Origin of the sequence: uncultured Chloroflexus sp., assembly GCF_937951745.1 — a bacterium.
Classification (GTDB): Bacteria; Chloroflexota; Chloroflexia; order Chloroflexales; family Chloroflexaceae; genus Chloroflexus.
The window spans coordinates 24,242-40,000 of the sequence record NZ_CALFBQ010000076.1 but is presented as its reverse complement, the minus strand read 5'-3'; the positions used below and the strand labels follow the sequence as shown (position 1 = coordinate 40,000).

Annotated in this window: 9 protein-coding genes; 5 read left to right on the top strand and 4 right to left on the bottom strand. The window is 57.3% G+C overall.

All coding sequences use genetic code 11. The features are described 5' to 3' along the window. The 4 genes from cas5 to Q1A59_RS16470 form a co-directional block, all read right to left on the bottom strand. On the bottom strand, positions 1–404 hold a 404-nt coding region (cas5, locus tag Q1A59_RS16485), incomplete at its 3' end, for a CRISPR-associated protein Cas5 (protein WP_299645253.1). A gap of 193 nt (positions 405–597) precedes the next feature. Then, a complete protein-coding gene (cas7i, locus tag Q1A59_RS16480; protein WP_299645252.1) occupies positions 598–1,695 on the bottom strand; it encodes a type I-B CRISPR-associated protein Cas7/Cst2/DevR in 1,098 nt (365 codons plus the stop codon). Between the two features lie 163 nt (positions 1,696–1,858). After that, complete coding sequence (gene cas8a1, locus Q1A59_RS16475) at positions 1,859–3,355, bottom strand: type I-B CRISPR-associated protein Cas8b1/Cst1 (RefSeq protein WP_299645251.1); 1,497 nt, start codon at positions 3,353–3,355, stop codon at positions 1,859–1,861. A gap of 116 nt (positions 3,356–3,471) precedes the next feature. After that, positions 3,472–3,645 carry a helix-turn-helix domain-containing protein gene (locus tag Q1A59_RS16470; RefSeq protein WP_298482461.1) on the bottom strand — a complete coding sequence of 58 codons (174 nt, stop codon included), beginning with the start codon at positions 3,643–3,645 and terminating at the stop codon, positions 3,472–3,474. 248 nt (positions 3,646–3,893) lie between these two features. On the opposite strand from Q1A59_RS16470, the gene rlmN reads away from it, so the two are divergent. The 5 genes from rlmN to Q1A59_RS16445 all read left to right on the top strand — a co-directional run bounded on the left by rlmN (position 3,894) and on the right by Q1A59_RS16445 (position 15,552). Further along, on the top strand, positions 3,894–4,991 hold the full coding sequence (gene rlmN, locus Q1A59_RS16465; protein ID WP_298408108.1) for a 23S rRNA (adenine(2503)-C(2))-methyltransferase RlmN: 1,098 nt from the start codon (positions 3,894–3,896) through the stop codon (positions 4,989–4,991). A 76-nt stretch (positions 4,992–5,067) separates the two neighbouring features. After that, on the top strand, positions 5,068–6,384 hold the full coding sequence (gene hisS, locus Q1A59_RS16460) for a histidine--tRNA ligase (RefSeq protein WP_299645250.1): 1,317 nt from the start codon (positions 5,068–5,070) through the stop codon (positions 6,382–6,384). 37 nt (positions 6,385–6,421) lie between these two features. Then, positions 6,422–7,708 carry a DUF58 domain-containing protein gene (locus Q1A59_RS16455; protein WP_299645249.1) on the top strand — a complete coding sequence of 429 codons (1,287 nt, stop codon included), beginning with the start codon at positions 6,422–6,424 and terminating at the stop codon, positions 7,706–7,708. A gap of 308 nt (positions 7,709–8,016) precedes the next feature. Further along, positions 8,017–9,075 carry a B12-binding domain-containing protein gene (locus tag Q1A59_RS16450; protein WP_299645248.1) on the top strand — a complete coding sequence of 353 codons (1,059 nt, stop codon included), beginning with the start codon at positions 8,017–8,019 and terminating at the stop codon, positions 9,073–9,075. A gap of 138 nt (positions 9,076–9,213) precedes the next feature. Further along, positions 9,214–15,552 (top strand): SdrD B-like domain-containing protein, encoded by a 6,339-nt coding sequence (locus Q1A59_RS16445; protein ID WP_299645247.1) that lies wholly within the window; start codon positions 9,214–9,216, stop codon positions 15,550–15,552. The last annotated feature ends 207 nt before the right edge of the window (positions 15,553–15,759 follow it).

Below are 15,759 nucleotides of genomic sequence, written 5' to 3'. Positions count from 1 at the left end.
GCTAAATCTTGCGAACGGCCTAACACGACCGGATAGCGCGGATAGCGAAAGGCGTCGATCCAGTCGGGCCGATTGAGGTAGAGCGTTAACCGTGGAAAGAGCAAGATGTGGCGTTTGAACGGGTTGACGTTCCCCTCCAACACCTTGCGTTCGCCTCCCGGCAGCTTGCCCGACGCAGCCGACAGCACGTGAGTGTGTTCGAGATCATGGCCCTCGCCGGCGACGGTGAAATGGTACGCGAACACCAACCCCTCCGGATCAACCCACTCGCCAAGTGCGCTGCACACATGGCCGTAGACCGTAGCCGGCGGCGGCAGCGGGAAGCTCGGTTGCACGCCGAGCATAAAGTGCGGGTAGCGGAAGGATGTTGTCATCCCTTCCAGCACAATCTTAAGCGCTTGCATTACTTGCTCCCATTGTTTGAACGCAAAGGCGCAGCGTATGCAAAGGGCGCAAAGGTTTTCTGAGACGGGGTGTGAACACGGTGAGACACCGACGCGCATCCCTTTGCGTGCTTCGTGCTCTTCGCGCCCTCGCGTTTCAAAATCTTTGCGTCCTTCGCGGAGCCGGATAGCCGTCCGGCGTTACGGCGCCTTATCAATCTAACCAATCTGGATGCCGATCGCAGGCTGCGACAAAGTTCAAAAACGCCTCCCGCGGGTGGCTTAGCTTGATACGCAGCACATCCTGCTCCTGCTCGGCAACACTGGCATTATGTTCGGCCACAAACTGCTCAAACGCAGTGCGCGCCTCGTCGAGATAACCCTTCACCCAGCCGACATACACTGGCGACAGGATGCCATCGGCGAACACGCGCAATGCCTCGCGCAGCGCGTCGATCTTGATCTCAGGTTGGCCAGCGCGATTGGCCCCCACCGTATGGTGGAAGATGTGATTCCCGCCTTTGGTCACGGCAAAGATTGCTAACGCCGGACTGACATCGGTATAGTGCAGCGTCTGTTTTGCTCCGCCTTCGAGCTGCGCCATCCCAGTGAAGAGTGCTTTGACCCGCGCTAACCGCTCCGCTTTGGGCAAGCGGTACGACTTTTCCGCCGCCAAATGCTCGACACCGGGGTAATCGGTTGCAAGCTTCACTTGCTTATCGTCAAGGTTGCGGAACCCGGTGCGGTTGCGGTACGAGAAGGTGCCGCACGACCACAAATCGAGCGAGAAGAGGCCCTTAAGCGTCGCGCGGTAGAACTGATGCTCGTGTGGCACCGGGTTGCCTTCGTGGCGCGACATCACGCCAAAATCGTTGGTCGGGTTGACCGGTGCAATCGAGACCAGCGTGCTCACCCGCAACGGCGACGCCCGCGTGATCGTGTCCGTCACCGGCGTCGCATCTTCCAGCATTGTCATTTGCTCACGGCTCTTTTTAGCCGTATCCGACTTGCCCGGCGCGCGCATATATCCGAATAGGTCGTCATCCCAATACCGGATTGGGTTCGCAGCGGTGTAGGCGATCTTCTCTTCGCGGAAGATCGGCGACGCTTTCCATTCCGGCACCCGCTCTTCAAGCGTTGTGCGCAGCCAGTAGCGAAACGCCTGCGCCGAAACATACGGGAAGTTACCGGCTTTGGTCGAGATCATCTTTACCCCGACAGTGTTATCCTCACGCTCGCCGGGGATCGCGCCCAGATTGTTGAGCGCCGACGCTGGCGCATCAATCAAGAAGAGACCGGTTACGAACGCCATTGGGTGTCCTCCTTATTGCTATCAGTGTGTGCTCGAACATCCCCTGCCGGTTGTGCCCCTCTAGAGGAGGGTTAGGGTGGGGGCCACAACCCCTATCAAAAACCTTTGCGTGCTTGGCGATCGTTGCGATTGAAGCCTCCGCGCTTTTGCCTCCTCTGCGCCTTTACCCCTCAGCCACTTCCTCTTCGCTCGGAATGGCATCGGCGTTATCGGCGATCCAATCGCGCAACTGCTCGATCATACGGATCAACACCAAATCACGCATGAGCCGCCAATCGTTGCGTAACACCTCCTCACCTTCCATAAACAGCGCCAGAAAACTATCCAGATCGAACAGCGTCTCGGCCCCGCGCCTATAACGGGTGTAGTCGATATTCGTCTTGTTCAGCAGCGTCAAAAAGTGATCACTCCGCTGCACGGTAAAGAATTGGCGGAAAAAGCGTTTGCCACCCTGATTGCGAGTATAATCCGCCAACTTATCGCCCAATTCCTTCAACTTCGCCACCCGATCATCGGTCATAAGTAATACCTCCTGAACAAAGAGTTCAACCAGCGGCCATGAAACAAGATCAGCTTCGCGGCGCGGCGAGTAATCGCGGCGCGGATCGTCGTCGGACTGGCGCAGTTCGGGGATACGCAGAAAGTAGATGCGCACAAAGCGCGCGGCCTGCGCCGGCAGGGTGAAGAGGTCTTCGTACAGATAGTTGATACGCGGCTCGCTGGATCCGGCGGCTTTGCCGCGCTTGCCCGACGTCGCCGGACGCTGCCAGCTCCGGTCTACCAACTCGTTCCAGATCGCGCGGTAGGCCGGCGTGTGAACCGCTAGCAAGAAGCTGGTAATCTGCAATGGCAAGTGGTAGATTTCGAGCGATGGCGACTGGCCATTGTTGAAAGAGTAGGCCGTCACCGTTGGCCGCCGTTCGCGCCGCACTTCTTCCTGCATTTGGCGACGGATAATCTCGGCCAACGTCTCGATCAACAACGTCTTTAGGCTGCGTGGCGAACCGGGCAACTTCTCCTCGTTGGCTGCCTGTGCCTTAGCGATATCTTTCAGATTGCGCTCCAAGAAGCGCTTGGCGAAATTGATCGTCAACTGCTCATCGTCACTATGCACAGCCAACAAGCCACCACCAACCTTAGCGCACCCCAACGGCATTGCCTGCACGGCTAGAATTGCTTCTGGGACCATCGGTAAGCCGGGATCACCATTGATAAAGAAGTTAATCGAATCATCGCCTTGCAACAACGGTACCTGCGCCCGCCCAACCCGACCCGGCTGTAGCTTGCCCGATAACGCTTGCGCTGCAGCCGGTAAACCAGTGAAGAGGCAGGTTTCCATCACGCTTGCGCTTTGCATCCACTGACGCAAGTGCCGATCAGCCCAATACTTCCGTTTTTGCTGCGCCTCTGCTTTTTTGTCAGGCTGATCAAACCGATTAGGATCGAATGCCGACTGGGCAAACCACGCATTGCTGGTAAATGCCATCGTCAAAAAGCGACGCAACGGTTGCCGCACGTAGTTTGCCTCAATATAGTCGGCAATCTGCTGCAAATCGCTCTCATCGAGATCGGCAAACCGCCGTCTACCGGTGAACGCGGCTATCGTCGCAAAACCAACATCGACAAACGGGTGTCCGGTATACGTGATCTGGACTGACATCGTTTCTCCTCATCCGTAACGTACACGTCCACAGGTTTCACTTCAGCGCCCGTAACCTCTGTATAAGTTATACCATCCCACCTTGCCAAAAATGGCAACAACTCCGCCCATATTCATCACGAACGTTGAAAGAGGTACAACCGACCCTTCATATCCTCACACAACAGAATCCCGTGCTCTTCAAGCAACGGCAAGTCGCGTATGACGGTCGAACGCGGCACGCCAAGTCGACTCGCCAGTTCGGCCGCAGTGAGTGGTTGGTCAGACAATAATGTAGCGTACTGTTGCAAGCGCTTTCGTTTCTCATGCTTGCTGCCAAACATCGCCATCCCTCCGGGTAAGAGAATGTCTATGCAACGACAACCGGAGTCTTCCACGACTGTGTTGCCAGTACTGCAACACGGCCACTATCATCATAGCAAACAATTCGTTCACAAATGTGAGCATAGAAAACCAATTTTGGACTTTTTTGCCTAGGAGGATGCGGCCCCTCCATTTCTGCTGGTGAGCGTTATCTTCTTACGCGCAACGTGGTACAATGCTACGTGCTATGGAACAACGCTGCTTGTATGACTACAACCTGCTTGAACTTACTGAGTTGCTACGCGGATGGGGCGAGCCGGCTTTTCGTGCTCGCCAACTATACCGCCAGCTCTACGTTAATCTCACTGCCAGCACCGAACAAATGACCGACCTACCGGCAGCGCTGCGCGCGCGGCTGGCTGAAATGCCGCTCTCGACGTTGCGCCTCGAACGGGTGCAGATTGGCGACGAGGGTCTGACCCGTAAGGCGCTGTTCCGTTTGCCCGATGGCGCCGTGGTCGAAACGGTGCTGATGGTCTACCCCGACCGCTCGACGGTGTGTGTCTCGACTCAAGCCGGTTGCGGCATGGGTTGCGTCTTCTGCGCCACCGGTCAGCTTGGTTTGCTGCGCAACCTGAGCAGCGGTGAGATCGTTGCCCAAGCGATCTGGGCTTCTCAAGAGCTGCGCGCGATGGGTGCCGCTGGCCCGGCTGGCCGGGTGAGTAATCTAGTTTTTATGGGGATGGGCGAACCGTTCGCCAATTACGACCGCTGGTGGCAGGCGGTTGAGCGACTGCACGATCCGCAAGGCTTTCATCTCGGCGCGCGCAGTATGACCGTCTCAACCGTTGGGTTGGTCAAAGGCATTGAACGGCTGGCTGCCGAGAAGCTGCCGATCAACCTCGCTATCTCGCTCCACGCACCCGACGATACCCTGCGCAGTGAGTTGATGCCGGTAAATCGTCGTTACCCGATTGCCGAGCTAATGGCCGCCACACGCAGGTATGTTGAGCAGACACGGCGGCGGGTGTCGTTTGAATATGTCCTCTTGCAAGGCAAGAACGATCATCCACATCAAGCCATCGCCCTTGCCCGCCTCCTTCGGCGTGAAGCGCCGCGCGGCCCAATGTTATTCCATGTCAATCTCATTCCATGGAACCCAGTGCCCGGCACACCGCTCAGCCGCTCTGAATGGCAACGGGTCACTGCCTTCCAGCAGATTTTGACCGACTACAGGATTCCATGCACTGTGCGCGTTGAACGTGGGGTTGAGATTGCCGCTGCCTGCGGCCAGTTGGCCGGGCAACAAGGGGTAGTAGTACAGCCAAGCTGACGCCGATGGAGTGCGGCAGTGGAACTGCCGCACCCTTCAAAGAATAACGTTTTCGACAGCGCAATTGAGAACACCTATGCCCGCTATTCAAAATGTCAAAGGAATGCGCGACCATCTGCCGGCTGATATGATGCTACGGCAGTATATTGTCAACACGCTGACGCGGATCAGCGAAGCACACGGCTTCGAGCCGCTGCAAACGCCGGTGATCGAGTACGCCGAGACCTTAGAAGGCAAGCTGGGTGATGATGAGAAGCTGATCTACCGTTTTGAAGATCACGGCGGGCGCCGGTTAGCGTTGCGTTATGACCAAACCGTACCGTTAGCCCGCGTCACGGCCCAGTATGCCAGCCAACTGGCCCTGCCGTGGCGGCGCTACGCCTACGGGCCGAGCTACCGCGGCGAACGGCCCGCCCGTGGCCGCTACCGTGAGTTCTACCAATTCGATCTCGATATTGTCGGCAGCGCCTCGCCGCTGGCCGATGCCGAGATTATCGCGATCCTATGTGAGGCACTAGCTGCCCTCGGCTTCCCCGGCTTTATCACCCTGCTCAACCATCGCCAGATCATCGGTGGTATTGCTCGCGTCAGCGGCTTGTCGGAAGAAGCCGCCAGCGGTGTCTACCGCGCCATCGATAAGTTCGACAAGATCGGGGCCGATGGGGTACGCACCGAGTTGCTCAAATCGGGGGTGGCTGAAGCCGCGGCAAACCACATTCTTGAACTGGTGCAGATTGAAGGCGCACCCGCAGAGGTACTGGCAGCGTTGGAACAAGCCCTTGCTGGTGATGAACGCGCGCAGACCGCAATCGCAAATCTGCGCGCTGTGATCGCCGGTCTCACTGCAATGGGAGTGCCTGCCGAGCAGTACCGGGTTGCGCCGCGCTTGGCCCGTGGCCTGTCGTACTACACCGGCGTCGTCTTCGAGGCGATCACCCCCCATTGGCCAGAGGGTTCGCTACTCGGCGGCGGGCGCTACGACAACCTGATCGGCCTCTTCGCCGGACGCAACATTCCGACGGTTGGCCTCGCTTTCGGCATCGACCGCTTGCACGATGTGATGCTCGAACTCAACCTCGGCCCACGTCCGCGCACCACCGCCGTCGCCTTTGTCACCCTCTTCGGCCCCGAACAGGTCGCCGAAAGTCTGGCGTTGGCCGCCGAATTGCGCGCCGCCGGGATCAACACCTTGATCGCTCTTGAACTGGGTAATCTCGGTAAGCAATTCAAAGAAGCCGACCGGCGCGGCGTGCGCTTTGCATTGGTGCTCGGCCCCGACGAAGTGGCCCGCAGTGAGGTTGTGATCAAGGATTTGCAACGCGGTGAACAGCGTTCGTTGCCACGTACCGCTGTTGTTGGTCTGCTCGCCGAAGTGTTGAATGAAGGCAAATAGCGACAGTCCACTGCAACGTCGCCGCTACAGGGGTGATATGAACCTTACCCGCCCGCTGCTCGTCTTGCTGCTCGCCGGCGTCAGCTTCATCGCCGCCCAAACCACCGGTCAGCGTCTCTTTTTCCACCTGAGCTACATTCTTGCCGGGCTGCCGTTGGTGGCATTGGTATGGACGTGGCTCAATTTGTATGGTCTACAGATTGACCGCGAACATACCAGCCTGCGCGCACACGTCGGTGAGTACACCCGGGAACGGATCGTTGTTCACAATCGCTGGTGGCTCCCAAAATTATGGATCGAGCTGCAAGATGAGTCAGACCTGCCAAACCATGAAGCTGGATTTGTCGCCTATTTGGGTAGCTACGAGGCAACTCGCTGGACAACTCGCACACGCTGTACCCATCGCGGTCGTTTTCGGTTAGGGCCAACGCGCATCATCAGCAGTGATCCGTTTGGCCTGTTTCGCTTTTCTCGCTTGATTCCCGGTAGTGGCGAGATCATTGTGTATCCGCCGACCGAAGAGATTGCCACGTTTCGCCTCCCCGGTGCAGAATTGTCGGGCGGCTCAACGTGTCTGATTCGCGCTCACAGTGTTACTCCCCATGTAGCCACGATTCGCGATTACCAGCCCGGCGATAGTCTCAATCGTATACACTGGCGGAGCACAGCCCGCCATGGACGGTTGATGGTGAAAGAGTTCGAGCTTGACCCGGCTGCCGATATTTATCTCGTACTCGATCTCAACGAACGAACGGTGGTCTCCCTCCCTCGTGAACCAGCAACGACTGATGAGCGACTGTCTACACGAGCGCGGCAACGCCAACCATCGCTTCGCTATCGGCAGCCCCCTGAGTCAACCGAAGAGCACGCGGTTAACGTTACTGCCTCGCTGGCCCGCACCCTACTGGCCCAAAACCGGATCGTTGGCCTGTTAACGTGGAGCGAACAGCTCGAAGTTATCCCTGCCGAACGCGAAGAGCGCCAATTGTGGAAGATGCTTGAGCTGTTGGCGGTCGTACATGCCAACGGTCAACACTCGCTCGCCGAGCTGCTGGTGGCCGAGGGGCAACGATTTAGCCGCGACACCACGCTGATCATCATCACGGCTGATCTTGACCCGCGCTGGGTGACAGCGCTGCAACACTATCTCTACCGGGGCATCCGGGCCGCCGTAATGTTCATTGACCCGCTCAGCTACGGTGGCTGGCACGATCCAGAACCACTGCTTAACCATCTCGCTAGCCTGAAGATCGACGTATATCGGCTACAGCGTGGTGATGCGCTCGCCGATGCCTTGCACCAGCCGCTGGTGCTGGCGGCATAAAGAAGCCCGCGCAGCGGGCTGATGGCCCCTCGCTCCCCCGGCCCCTCCGGGGGTAAAGAGTCGCGCCCCCGCCCTCGCTGGGGGAGGAATTAGGGGTGGGGACAACAAGGCGCACCCCAAGGCCATACACCGCGTCTGCGCTCAAGTATTCTGTCCGCCAAACCCGCTCATTGGCACAATCCCCCTTCATCAACCTTGCCTCACAGTAATCATTTCTTCTCTTGTTATCGCGCACATTTCGCTTTACACTACAACAGAAGTTCGCTGCTACAGGTTTTGCCGCTCTTATGGCGCAGAGGACAACTGTAATGACTCCTCCGATCCCCTCCGATTTGCAGCATCGATACCTTGAAGCAATGCTGCAAGGCAGCGGGCGAGCGGCTGATCGCGTCGTTGAGCAGGCGCTAGCGCAAGGCATTCATGCGCCACGCATCTATCTCGATATCTTCCAGCCGACTGCTTACGAAATCGGGCGACTGTGGCAAGCAAACCGCATTGGCGTTGCCCAAGAGCATCTGGCCACCGCTATCATCGAGCGACAGATGGGTGAATTGCATCCCTACTTCCAGCCCAAAACGCGCCGCAACCGGCGGATCGTGCTCGGTTGTGCGCCGGAAGAGTGGCATCGGGTTGGCGTGCGCATGGTCGCCGACTTTTTTGAAGCCGAAGGGTGGGAGGTCATCTACCTTGGCGCAGCGGTGCCCATTCCGGCTTTGATCGATGCCATTAAGACCGCTCAACCCGATCTGGTTGGCATCTCCACCGCGATGATCTTCAATGTGCCCCATCTCACCAATCTGGTGCGCTCGCTGGCAGCCGCCGATCTCGACGGCATTCCCTTAATGGTGGGAGGATTGCCGTTTACCCGCCAACCCGGCCTGTACCAAGCCTTAAACATTCAACTCAGCGCGCCAAATGCCGCCGCTGCCGTCGTGGCAGCAAATAACGCTTTTCCGCCACCAGCTCGCTCGCCTCACCTCAGCCGCGGTGCCGAAGCAATACCCGCTCTCCGCGCCCGCCGCCACCAGATCATCGAACGCGCGACCGAATTGGCGCTCCAAAACCCCGCCGACACCCTCACCTTGGGCGAACGCGCACCAGAGGTAATTCGCGCCGGGTATGAGTTTGTTACGCGCATGCTCGAAGCAGCTCTCGCCGCCGGAAGGCCCGAATTACTCGATGAGCAAATCTTGTGGGGCAACGAACGCCAGCCGCACGACGGCGTGTTGCCTGAACACATGCTGCACCGATTTGAGATCTATGACGCCGTTCTTCAGCAGTTCTTGCCGGCGGAGATTGCCGCTATTGCGCGAGCATACACCGATAGAATGATTGCGCTGCAACGCTCGTTAGTCGGGCAAGAATAATCAACATTTAAAGTAAAGCAGTACTAAGTGATAGCGGGATCAATTGCCTATTGCTGAACTTATCTGAAAAAGGTATAATACGATTGTCATACTACGTATCGTAAAGGATTTGCAATAGTTTTGACAAGAGAGCATCGTATGGCTCACTACGCCTCTGGCACACAGCGAATCGGCCACAGCAGAAAACACCTCTTTCCCCTCATTCTGATCGCTCTCCTTATCTTCAGCGCACTGTTCGGCGCGACGCTCACAGCCTTTGCCGCCGGAACACTGACTGTGCGCGTCTACCTCGACACCAACCGCGACGGTCTCGATAATGACGGACCGGGCAATGGCGTCGCCGGCGTGTTGGTCTCGGTTTACACTGCCGATAGCGTCCTCGTTGGTCTCAATACGACCAATAGTGACGGAGAGGTGGTGTTTCCCGCTTTGCCTGACGGCGATTACCGGATCGAGGTCAGCAATCTCGGCGCGCGGGTGGTTTCGGTACCGGGAACGGGCAATGCTGGGTTGCTCTCGTTTGTAACCATTTCTGGCAGTGCGGTGACGCAGCGAGTTGGACTTCGTAACCTCGATGGCGTGATCGATACCGGTGCGCCAGTTGGTACCCGCAGTATTGCGGCGCGGGTGTGGGATGATCTTGATGCTGACGGTATTCAAGATGCCGGCGAGCCGCCGCTGACCAATTTGCCTACGTATCTGATTGATAGCCTTGGCAACACCGTAGCCGGGCCGGTCAATACCGACAGCCAAGGTCGCGCGATCTTTAACGTGGCTCCAACCGGCGCCGGCTACCGGGTACGGATTCTGGCCACTAATTTCCCTAGCGGCTACATCTTGACCCAAGCGTTTGTCAACGATGGCGCGCCTAACCCCAGCATTCGCGATTCTGATGCGGTACTCGTGAGCGGCAATGCCGAGGCTTCGCTGCCCAATACCGGTCGTGGCGTCAATATTGACAACGTAGATATTGGTTTTGCCCGAGGCGCTGTGAGCGGCTTCGTGTGGCGCGATACCAATCGCAACGGCTTGTGGGAGGTTGGCGAGCCGCGCCTGAACGGCGTGGAGGTGCAACTGGTCAATACCGACACTAGCACAACCGTTGCGACCGTCACCACCCGTCAGCGCATTGGTTCGAGCGAGCCGGCTGACGGCGGATTTTTCGTCTTCACCAGCGTGCCGCTCGGCGCGAACTACCGAGTGGTTATTCCATCCAGCCAATTTGCGAGCGGAGCTGTTCTCTTCGGCGCCGCCAATTCGCCCGATGCTACCGGTGGCGATGTTGGGTCACCCGATGGCGTACCCACAGGTGATGTGACCGGCCCCATATTCCTTCTCAGTACCACCAGCAACACCCGCAATAATCAACTATTCGGCTTTTACAAAGGCTTGATCGGTGATTACGTCTGGCTGGATGATAATGGCGATACGGTGCAAGACTCCGGCGAAATTGGCGTCAACGGCGTGATCGTCTTTGTTGACGACGGGCGTGGCGGCGGCACGGCCAACAATGGCATCCGCGACGGCAACGAAATTTTCACCGTTACGACCAATAATCCCACGACCGGTCAACCCGGCTACTATCTGTTCGACGATCTGCCGCTAAGCACAACGCCTACGACGTACCGGATCGTGCTTGATGAAGCCAATTTCCTGCCCGGTGGCGCGCTGGTCGGGTTGGGAACATCAACTGGCATGGAAGCCACCAACGGCAATGGCAATCGCTACGTCTATCGCGGCCCGATTACGCTCAGCGCGGGAACGCCCGATAATACGGATGTTGATTTTGGTATGACCCGCGCTCGCATTGGCAATCGGGTGTTTGAGGATCGCAACGGAAACGGTATTTTTGATAGCGGCGAACCGGCTATCCCCGGCGTGACCGTGAGCGCCTACCGCGCGAGCGATAACGTGCTGCTCGGGACAGGAGTAAGCGATAGTAGCGGTGTGTATTCGATTCCCGGCTTACCCGCCGAACCGATCTATGTCACCTTCGATATCTCAACCGCCGGCATTGGGTATATTGGCTTTGTCGGCAGCTTGCGCCCAACTGGCACGCCGGTTGATCCTACCGAGGTAACCTATACCGATTACAGCGATCTTGATTCGCGGATAGGCACCAGCGATATTTGGCGCACTGAAACCTTTACGCCGGCGCAAGGCACCAATAACAATGGTGTTGATGCTGGTTTCTACCGACCAGTGCGAATTGTTGTGCGCGTTTTTGGCGAGACAGTGACGATTAACAATTCGCTCGATTCTGGCGAACTCGGCATTAGTGGCGTGACCATCAATGTGACTGGAACCGAGACAGCTACACTCACAACGAATCTGGACGGTGAAGCAATCTTCAACTTGCGCCCCGGTTCATATACCGTGACGGTGACAACGCCTTCCGGTTATCTCGCCTCAACCGGCAATACCGGTAGCCTGACCTTCACCGGTCTGGTTAGCGGCGATACACGTGATGCTTATTTCGGCTACTATCGGCCGGGCCGGATCAGCGGCGTGACCTTTTTTGATGCAAACGACGATGGGTTAGCCAACAGTGGCGAGCCGCGTATGCGGAATGTGACGGTCGAGCTGATTGATTCATCAAGCAGTGTAATTGCTACTACCACAACTACATCTCTTGGCGCATACAGTTTCACCAACATCCTCCCCGGTACCTACACCGTTCGCTTCACGAATCCCGATATGGCCAATTATGCCTTCATTACCGGCGGTGACAGCGATGTAACAACGGCGGGAAACGTTGCCGATAGCAGCACCAATATCATCACCGTACGGTATGACGGCACATTCACCAATATTGATGCTGGTTTCCGTGGTCAAACAACAGTTACGGGGCGGATTTTTGAGGACAACAACGCTGACAATCTGCAAGATGCCGGCGATACCGATCTGGCCGGTGCAACGGTGACGTTGACGGTCACGGCTAACCTGCCGAACCTTGTAGCGACGTATCCGGCAACACTCGCGACAGCGCCGCCAAACTATCAGTTCACCGGTTTGCCGGGCGGCAGCGCTGGGACAATCACCTATACCATTACGTTTGCCCCACCATCTAGCAGCTATATTCCTAGCGATCCGAATGTGGGTAGTGATGATACCATCGATAGCGATGGCCCCACTGTCACCGAAACTGGGCCGGCTTCCGGCGGTACGCTTGACTTCGATCAAGGCTATTTCCGCAATGTCACCATTCGCGCGCGTGTCTTCCGTGAACCGTCAGCCGGGCGTAATAATCAATGGGATACCGGCGAGACGGGCATCACCGACGTGCGCGTCTGGCTCGAACGGCCCGACAGCACCCGCGTGCTGACCGAGACAACGACCACCGGCGGCCTTGTGACCTTTACCGTTCGTCCCGGCGATTATCGGCTCAATGTTGATGAAAGCTCGGCGGCGCTGAGCGGTTTGTTGCCATCATCAGGCTCAACCGCAGCAGTGACGGTTGCGGGATCGCCATTGACAAGCGGCGGCAGCTCGCTGACCGAACCCAGTCCTCCCGGCACGACCAACGTCTTCGGCTTCTACACCTTTGGCCGGGTCAGCGGGCAGGTCTTCTTCGATGGCACAAATGGGCCGGCTGATAATCTCGCCGCCGGCGAGCCGGGAGTGAGCGGAGTGACGGTACGCCTGCTGAATACGTCGAATACTGTTGTTGGCAGTGCAACCACTGATAGTAGCGGTAACTTCACGATCGCTAATATCGAGGGTGGCAGTTACCGACTAGAGTTCGTTAATCCGGCACCGACCAACTTCAGCTTCGTCGCTGCCAATACCGGCGATAACAGTGTGGCAACGATTGTCAGCAATAACGGACGCACCGATCTCTTTACCGTCATTGACGGTCAGACGACGACTCGGCGAGCGGCGTTGATTGGTAACAGCACGGTAAATGGTATTGCCTTCATCGACAGCAACTACGACGGCCAGCGCGCCGCTAGCGAGCCAAGATTGGCTAACGTGACGGTTAATCTGAGCGCGACCATCACCCTTGCCAATCTTACCACGACCATCACCCGCACGGCGACTACCGATAGCAATGGCGAGTACAGCTTTACCGGCCTCCCCGGCGGCACATCGGCAAGTGAAGCTAGCTTTACGCTGACTTTTACACCGCCCCCCGCCACGCCACCGTATCAGGTGACGCTGGACGATCAAGGTAGTGACGCAACTGACAGCGACAGCGTCGCTGAGCTAACGAATCAACCGCTTAGTATCGGGGCAACCGCTAGCCGCGATCAAGGCTACTATCAGAACGTTACTGTGCGCGCGCGCGTCTTTGACGAGACGGTGACCATCAATAATAGTTTTGAAAGCGGTGAAGCCGGTTTACGCGCAGTGACCGTCAATGTCAGTGGGCCGATTACCAGCAGTCAAGTCACCGATCTGAGCGGCATCGTCACATTCAGTGGCCCTCCCGGGACATACACCTTCACGGTCCCGACTGATCCAAGTGGATATATTCGTTCACCGGGCAATACCGGCACGGCGAGCACAGGGGTAGTACTGAGCGGTACAACATCTGACCCGGTACCGTTCGGATATTACCGTCCGGCCCAGATCAGCGGTACTGTCTGGTTCGACACCAACCGCAACGGTCTGTTCGACAGCGGCGAACCGGGGATGGAGAATATCAGCGTGCGGCTGGTTGGTAGCAGCAGCGGGCCGAGCACGCCGGTCACAACCGATGCTAACGGCGCATTCTCGATCACCACTATCGAACCGACCGGCCTGACCAACGCGACGTATCAGCTCTGTGTCACGGCACCAACCGGCTTCACGTTTACAACGCGCGGATCAACGTTGACTGACGATAACAACAGTGATGCCGATCAGACCAGTGGCTGCACAACTAGCTTCACAGTGGCTTCGGGTTCCAACATTACCTATATCGACGCCGGCCTGCGCGGTGCGTTGTCGATTGGCGATCTCGTGTGGGAAGATACCAACGCCAATGGTATTCAGGACAGTGGCGAACAAGCACTCGATGGGGTGACGGTCACCGTGACGGTGCAGACCAATGGTGGAGTTATCAACTCTACCAATCCATCATTCACCTATAGCACTGTCTCAACGGCAGCCAGTGGCTTGAGCGCCAACTATTCTATCGACAACATCCCGCCGGGCAGCACAGTAACGATCCAGTCGGTCAGTCGGTTTGGGTATCTGCTTACACTCGCCAATCAGGGTGGCAACCCGGCCACGGATAGCAACGCCGTTGGTGAAAGCTTCACGCTGAATGCCACCGACACGACGATCGACTTCGGCCTCTACCGCACCACCGCGATTGGTGATACGGTCTGGTTCGATGTCAACGGCAACGGTCTGCGTGATGCGGGTGAACCGGGTATACCGGGACTGACCATCGCCTTGCGTGATAGCAGCGGGAATACCATCACCACAACTCAGACGTTGGCAAACGGCAGCTACGCATTTAACGAGGTAACGCCGGGCACGTATTCGCTTCGGATCACCTTGCCAAGTGGTTATACGACAACGAACAACGGCAGTGGTTCGATCAACGTCGATGATGACAACGATTTCCGTAGTGATGGTACGACAACCAATTTCACCATTCTTAGCGGCCAAGCTTTGGCCGGGATTGATGCTGGTCTGCGCGGCACCGGCGGTGTGAGCGGGATCGTTTGGTTTGACACCAACGAGAACAATCAGCGCGATCCAAATGAAACCGAACGGTTAGCAGGCGTTCAAGTCACGGTGACGTACACGCCGACATTACTGCCGGCTCAGCCACAAACGATCCAACTCCAGACTGTAGGCGACGGTTCGTACAGTGTTACCGGCTTGCCACCAAGCGAAGTAACGGTTGTCTTCAGAAACCTGCTTGGCCATCTGCCGGCACAACCGAATGTTGGCGATGACGCTACCGATAGCGATGGCCCAATCGCGACGTTCACTCTCGCTGCTGATCAGCAAGTGGTCATTGATATGGGGTACTACCGGCGGGTGCTGGTCTATCTGCCAATGACCATCGTCCAAATTCCACCAGACCTTATCGCCAGCATCCAAGCCACACCCACGAACCCGAATGCCGACACACCGGTAACCTATCGGGTGACGGTGACCAACATTGGCCGGGAACCGGCGAGCAACTTCTGGGTCGATCTGTACGTTAACCCATCACGCCCACCAGAAGTAAATGAGCCGTGGAATGAGCTGTCACGGCAAGGGTTGGCATGGTACTTTGACGGCACCCTGCAACCCGGTGAGAGTGTGACATTCATCAGTTTCCCGCGTAGTTCAACCAATCCCTTTGGTTACGATCCTGCAGCAAGTTCACCGACATGGAATGGACGACTGCCACGCGGTCTCAATACAATCTACGCCTACGTGGATAGCTGGAACCGGAGCCCTGATGGCGGTGAACGCAGCCCCTTCGGCGCAGTGGAAGAGGTGAATGAGACCAACAACCGGGCTCAAGTCACGGTCTTGATCGGTGATTGATGGGCGATCGGCTAAGTGACACCGGCATGGAACAATGCTTAACCGTGCTGGTGTCACCTTCGCCATTATCATCTCGGATGGAGTGCGGAATGGTATGCCGCACGCCAAGACAAGGGCGGCAGGTTTTACACCGTAGCATACTTGGTTTGATCGCGCTCAAGCGCACGTTGCGTTGCACGTGATGAGAGCGACAAAACCAAGGTGCCA

Excerpts from the sequence above, each read along its gene's own strand:
- Q1A59_RS16455 (WP_299645249.1), top strand. The coding sequence starts at position 6,422 with ATGAACCTTACCCGCCCGCTGCTCGTCTTGCTGCTCGCCGGCGTCAGC.
- Q1A59_RS16450 (WP_299645248.1), top strand. The coding sequence starts at position 8,017 with ATGACTCCTCCGATCCCCTCCGATTTGCAGCATCGATACCTTGAAGCA.
- hisS (WP_299645250.1), top strand. The coding sequence starts at position 5,068 with ATGCCCGCTATTCAAAATGTCAAAGGAATGCGCGACCATCTGCCGGCT.
- cas8a1 (WP_299645251.1), bottom strand. The coding sequence starts at position 3,355 with ATGTCAGTCCAGATCACGTATACCGGACACCCGTTTGTCGATGTTGGT.
- cas7i (WP_299645252.1), bottom strand. The coding sequence starts at position 1,695 with ATGGCGTTCGTAACCGGTCTCTTCTTGATTGATGCGCCAGCGTCGGCG.
- rlmN (WP_298408108.1), top strand. The coding sequence starts at position 3,894 with ATGCTACGTGCTATGGAACAACGCTGCTTGTATGACTACAACCTGCTT.
- Q1A59_RS16445 (WP_299645247.1), top strand. The coding sequence starts at position 9,214 with ATGGCTCACTACGCCTCTGGCACACAGCGAATCGGCCACAGCAGAAAA.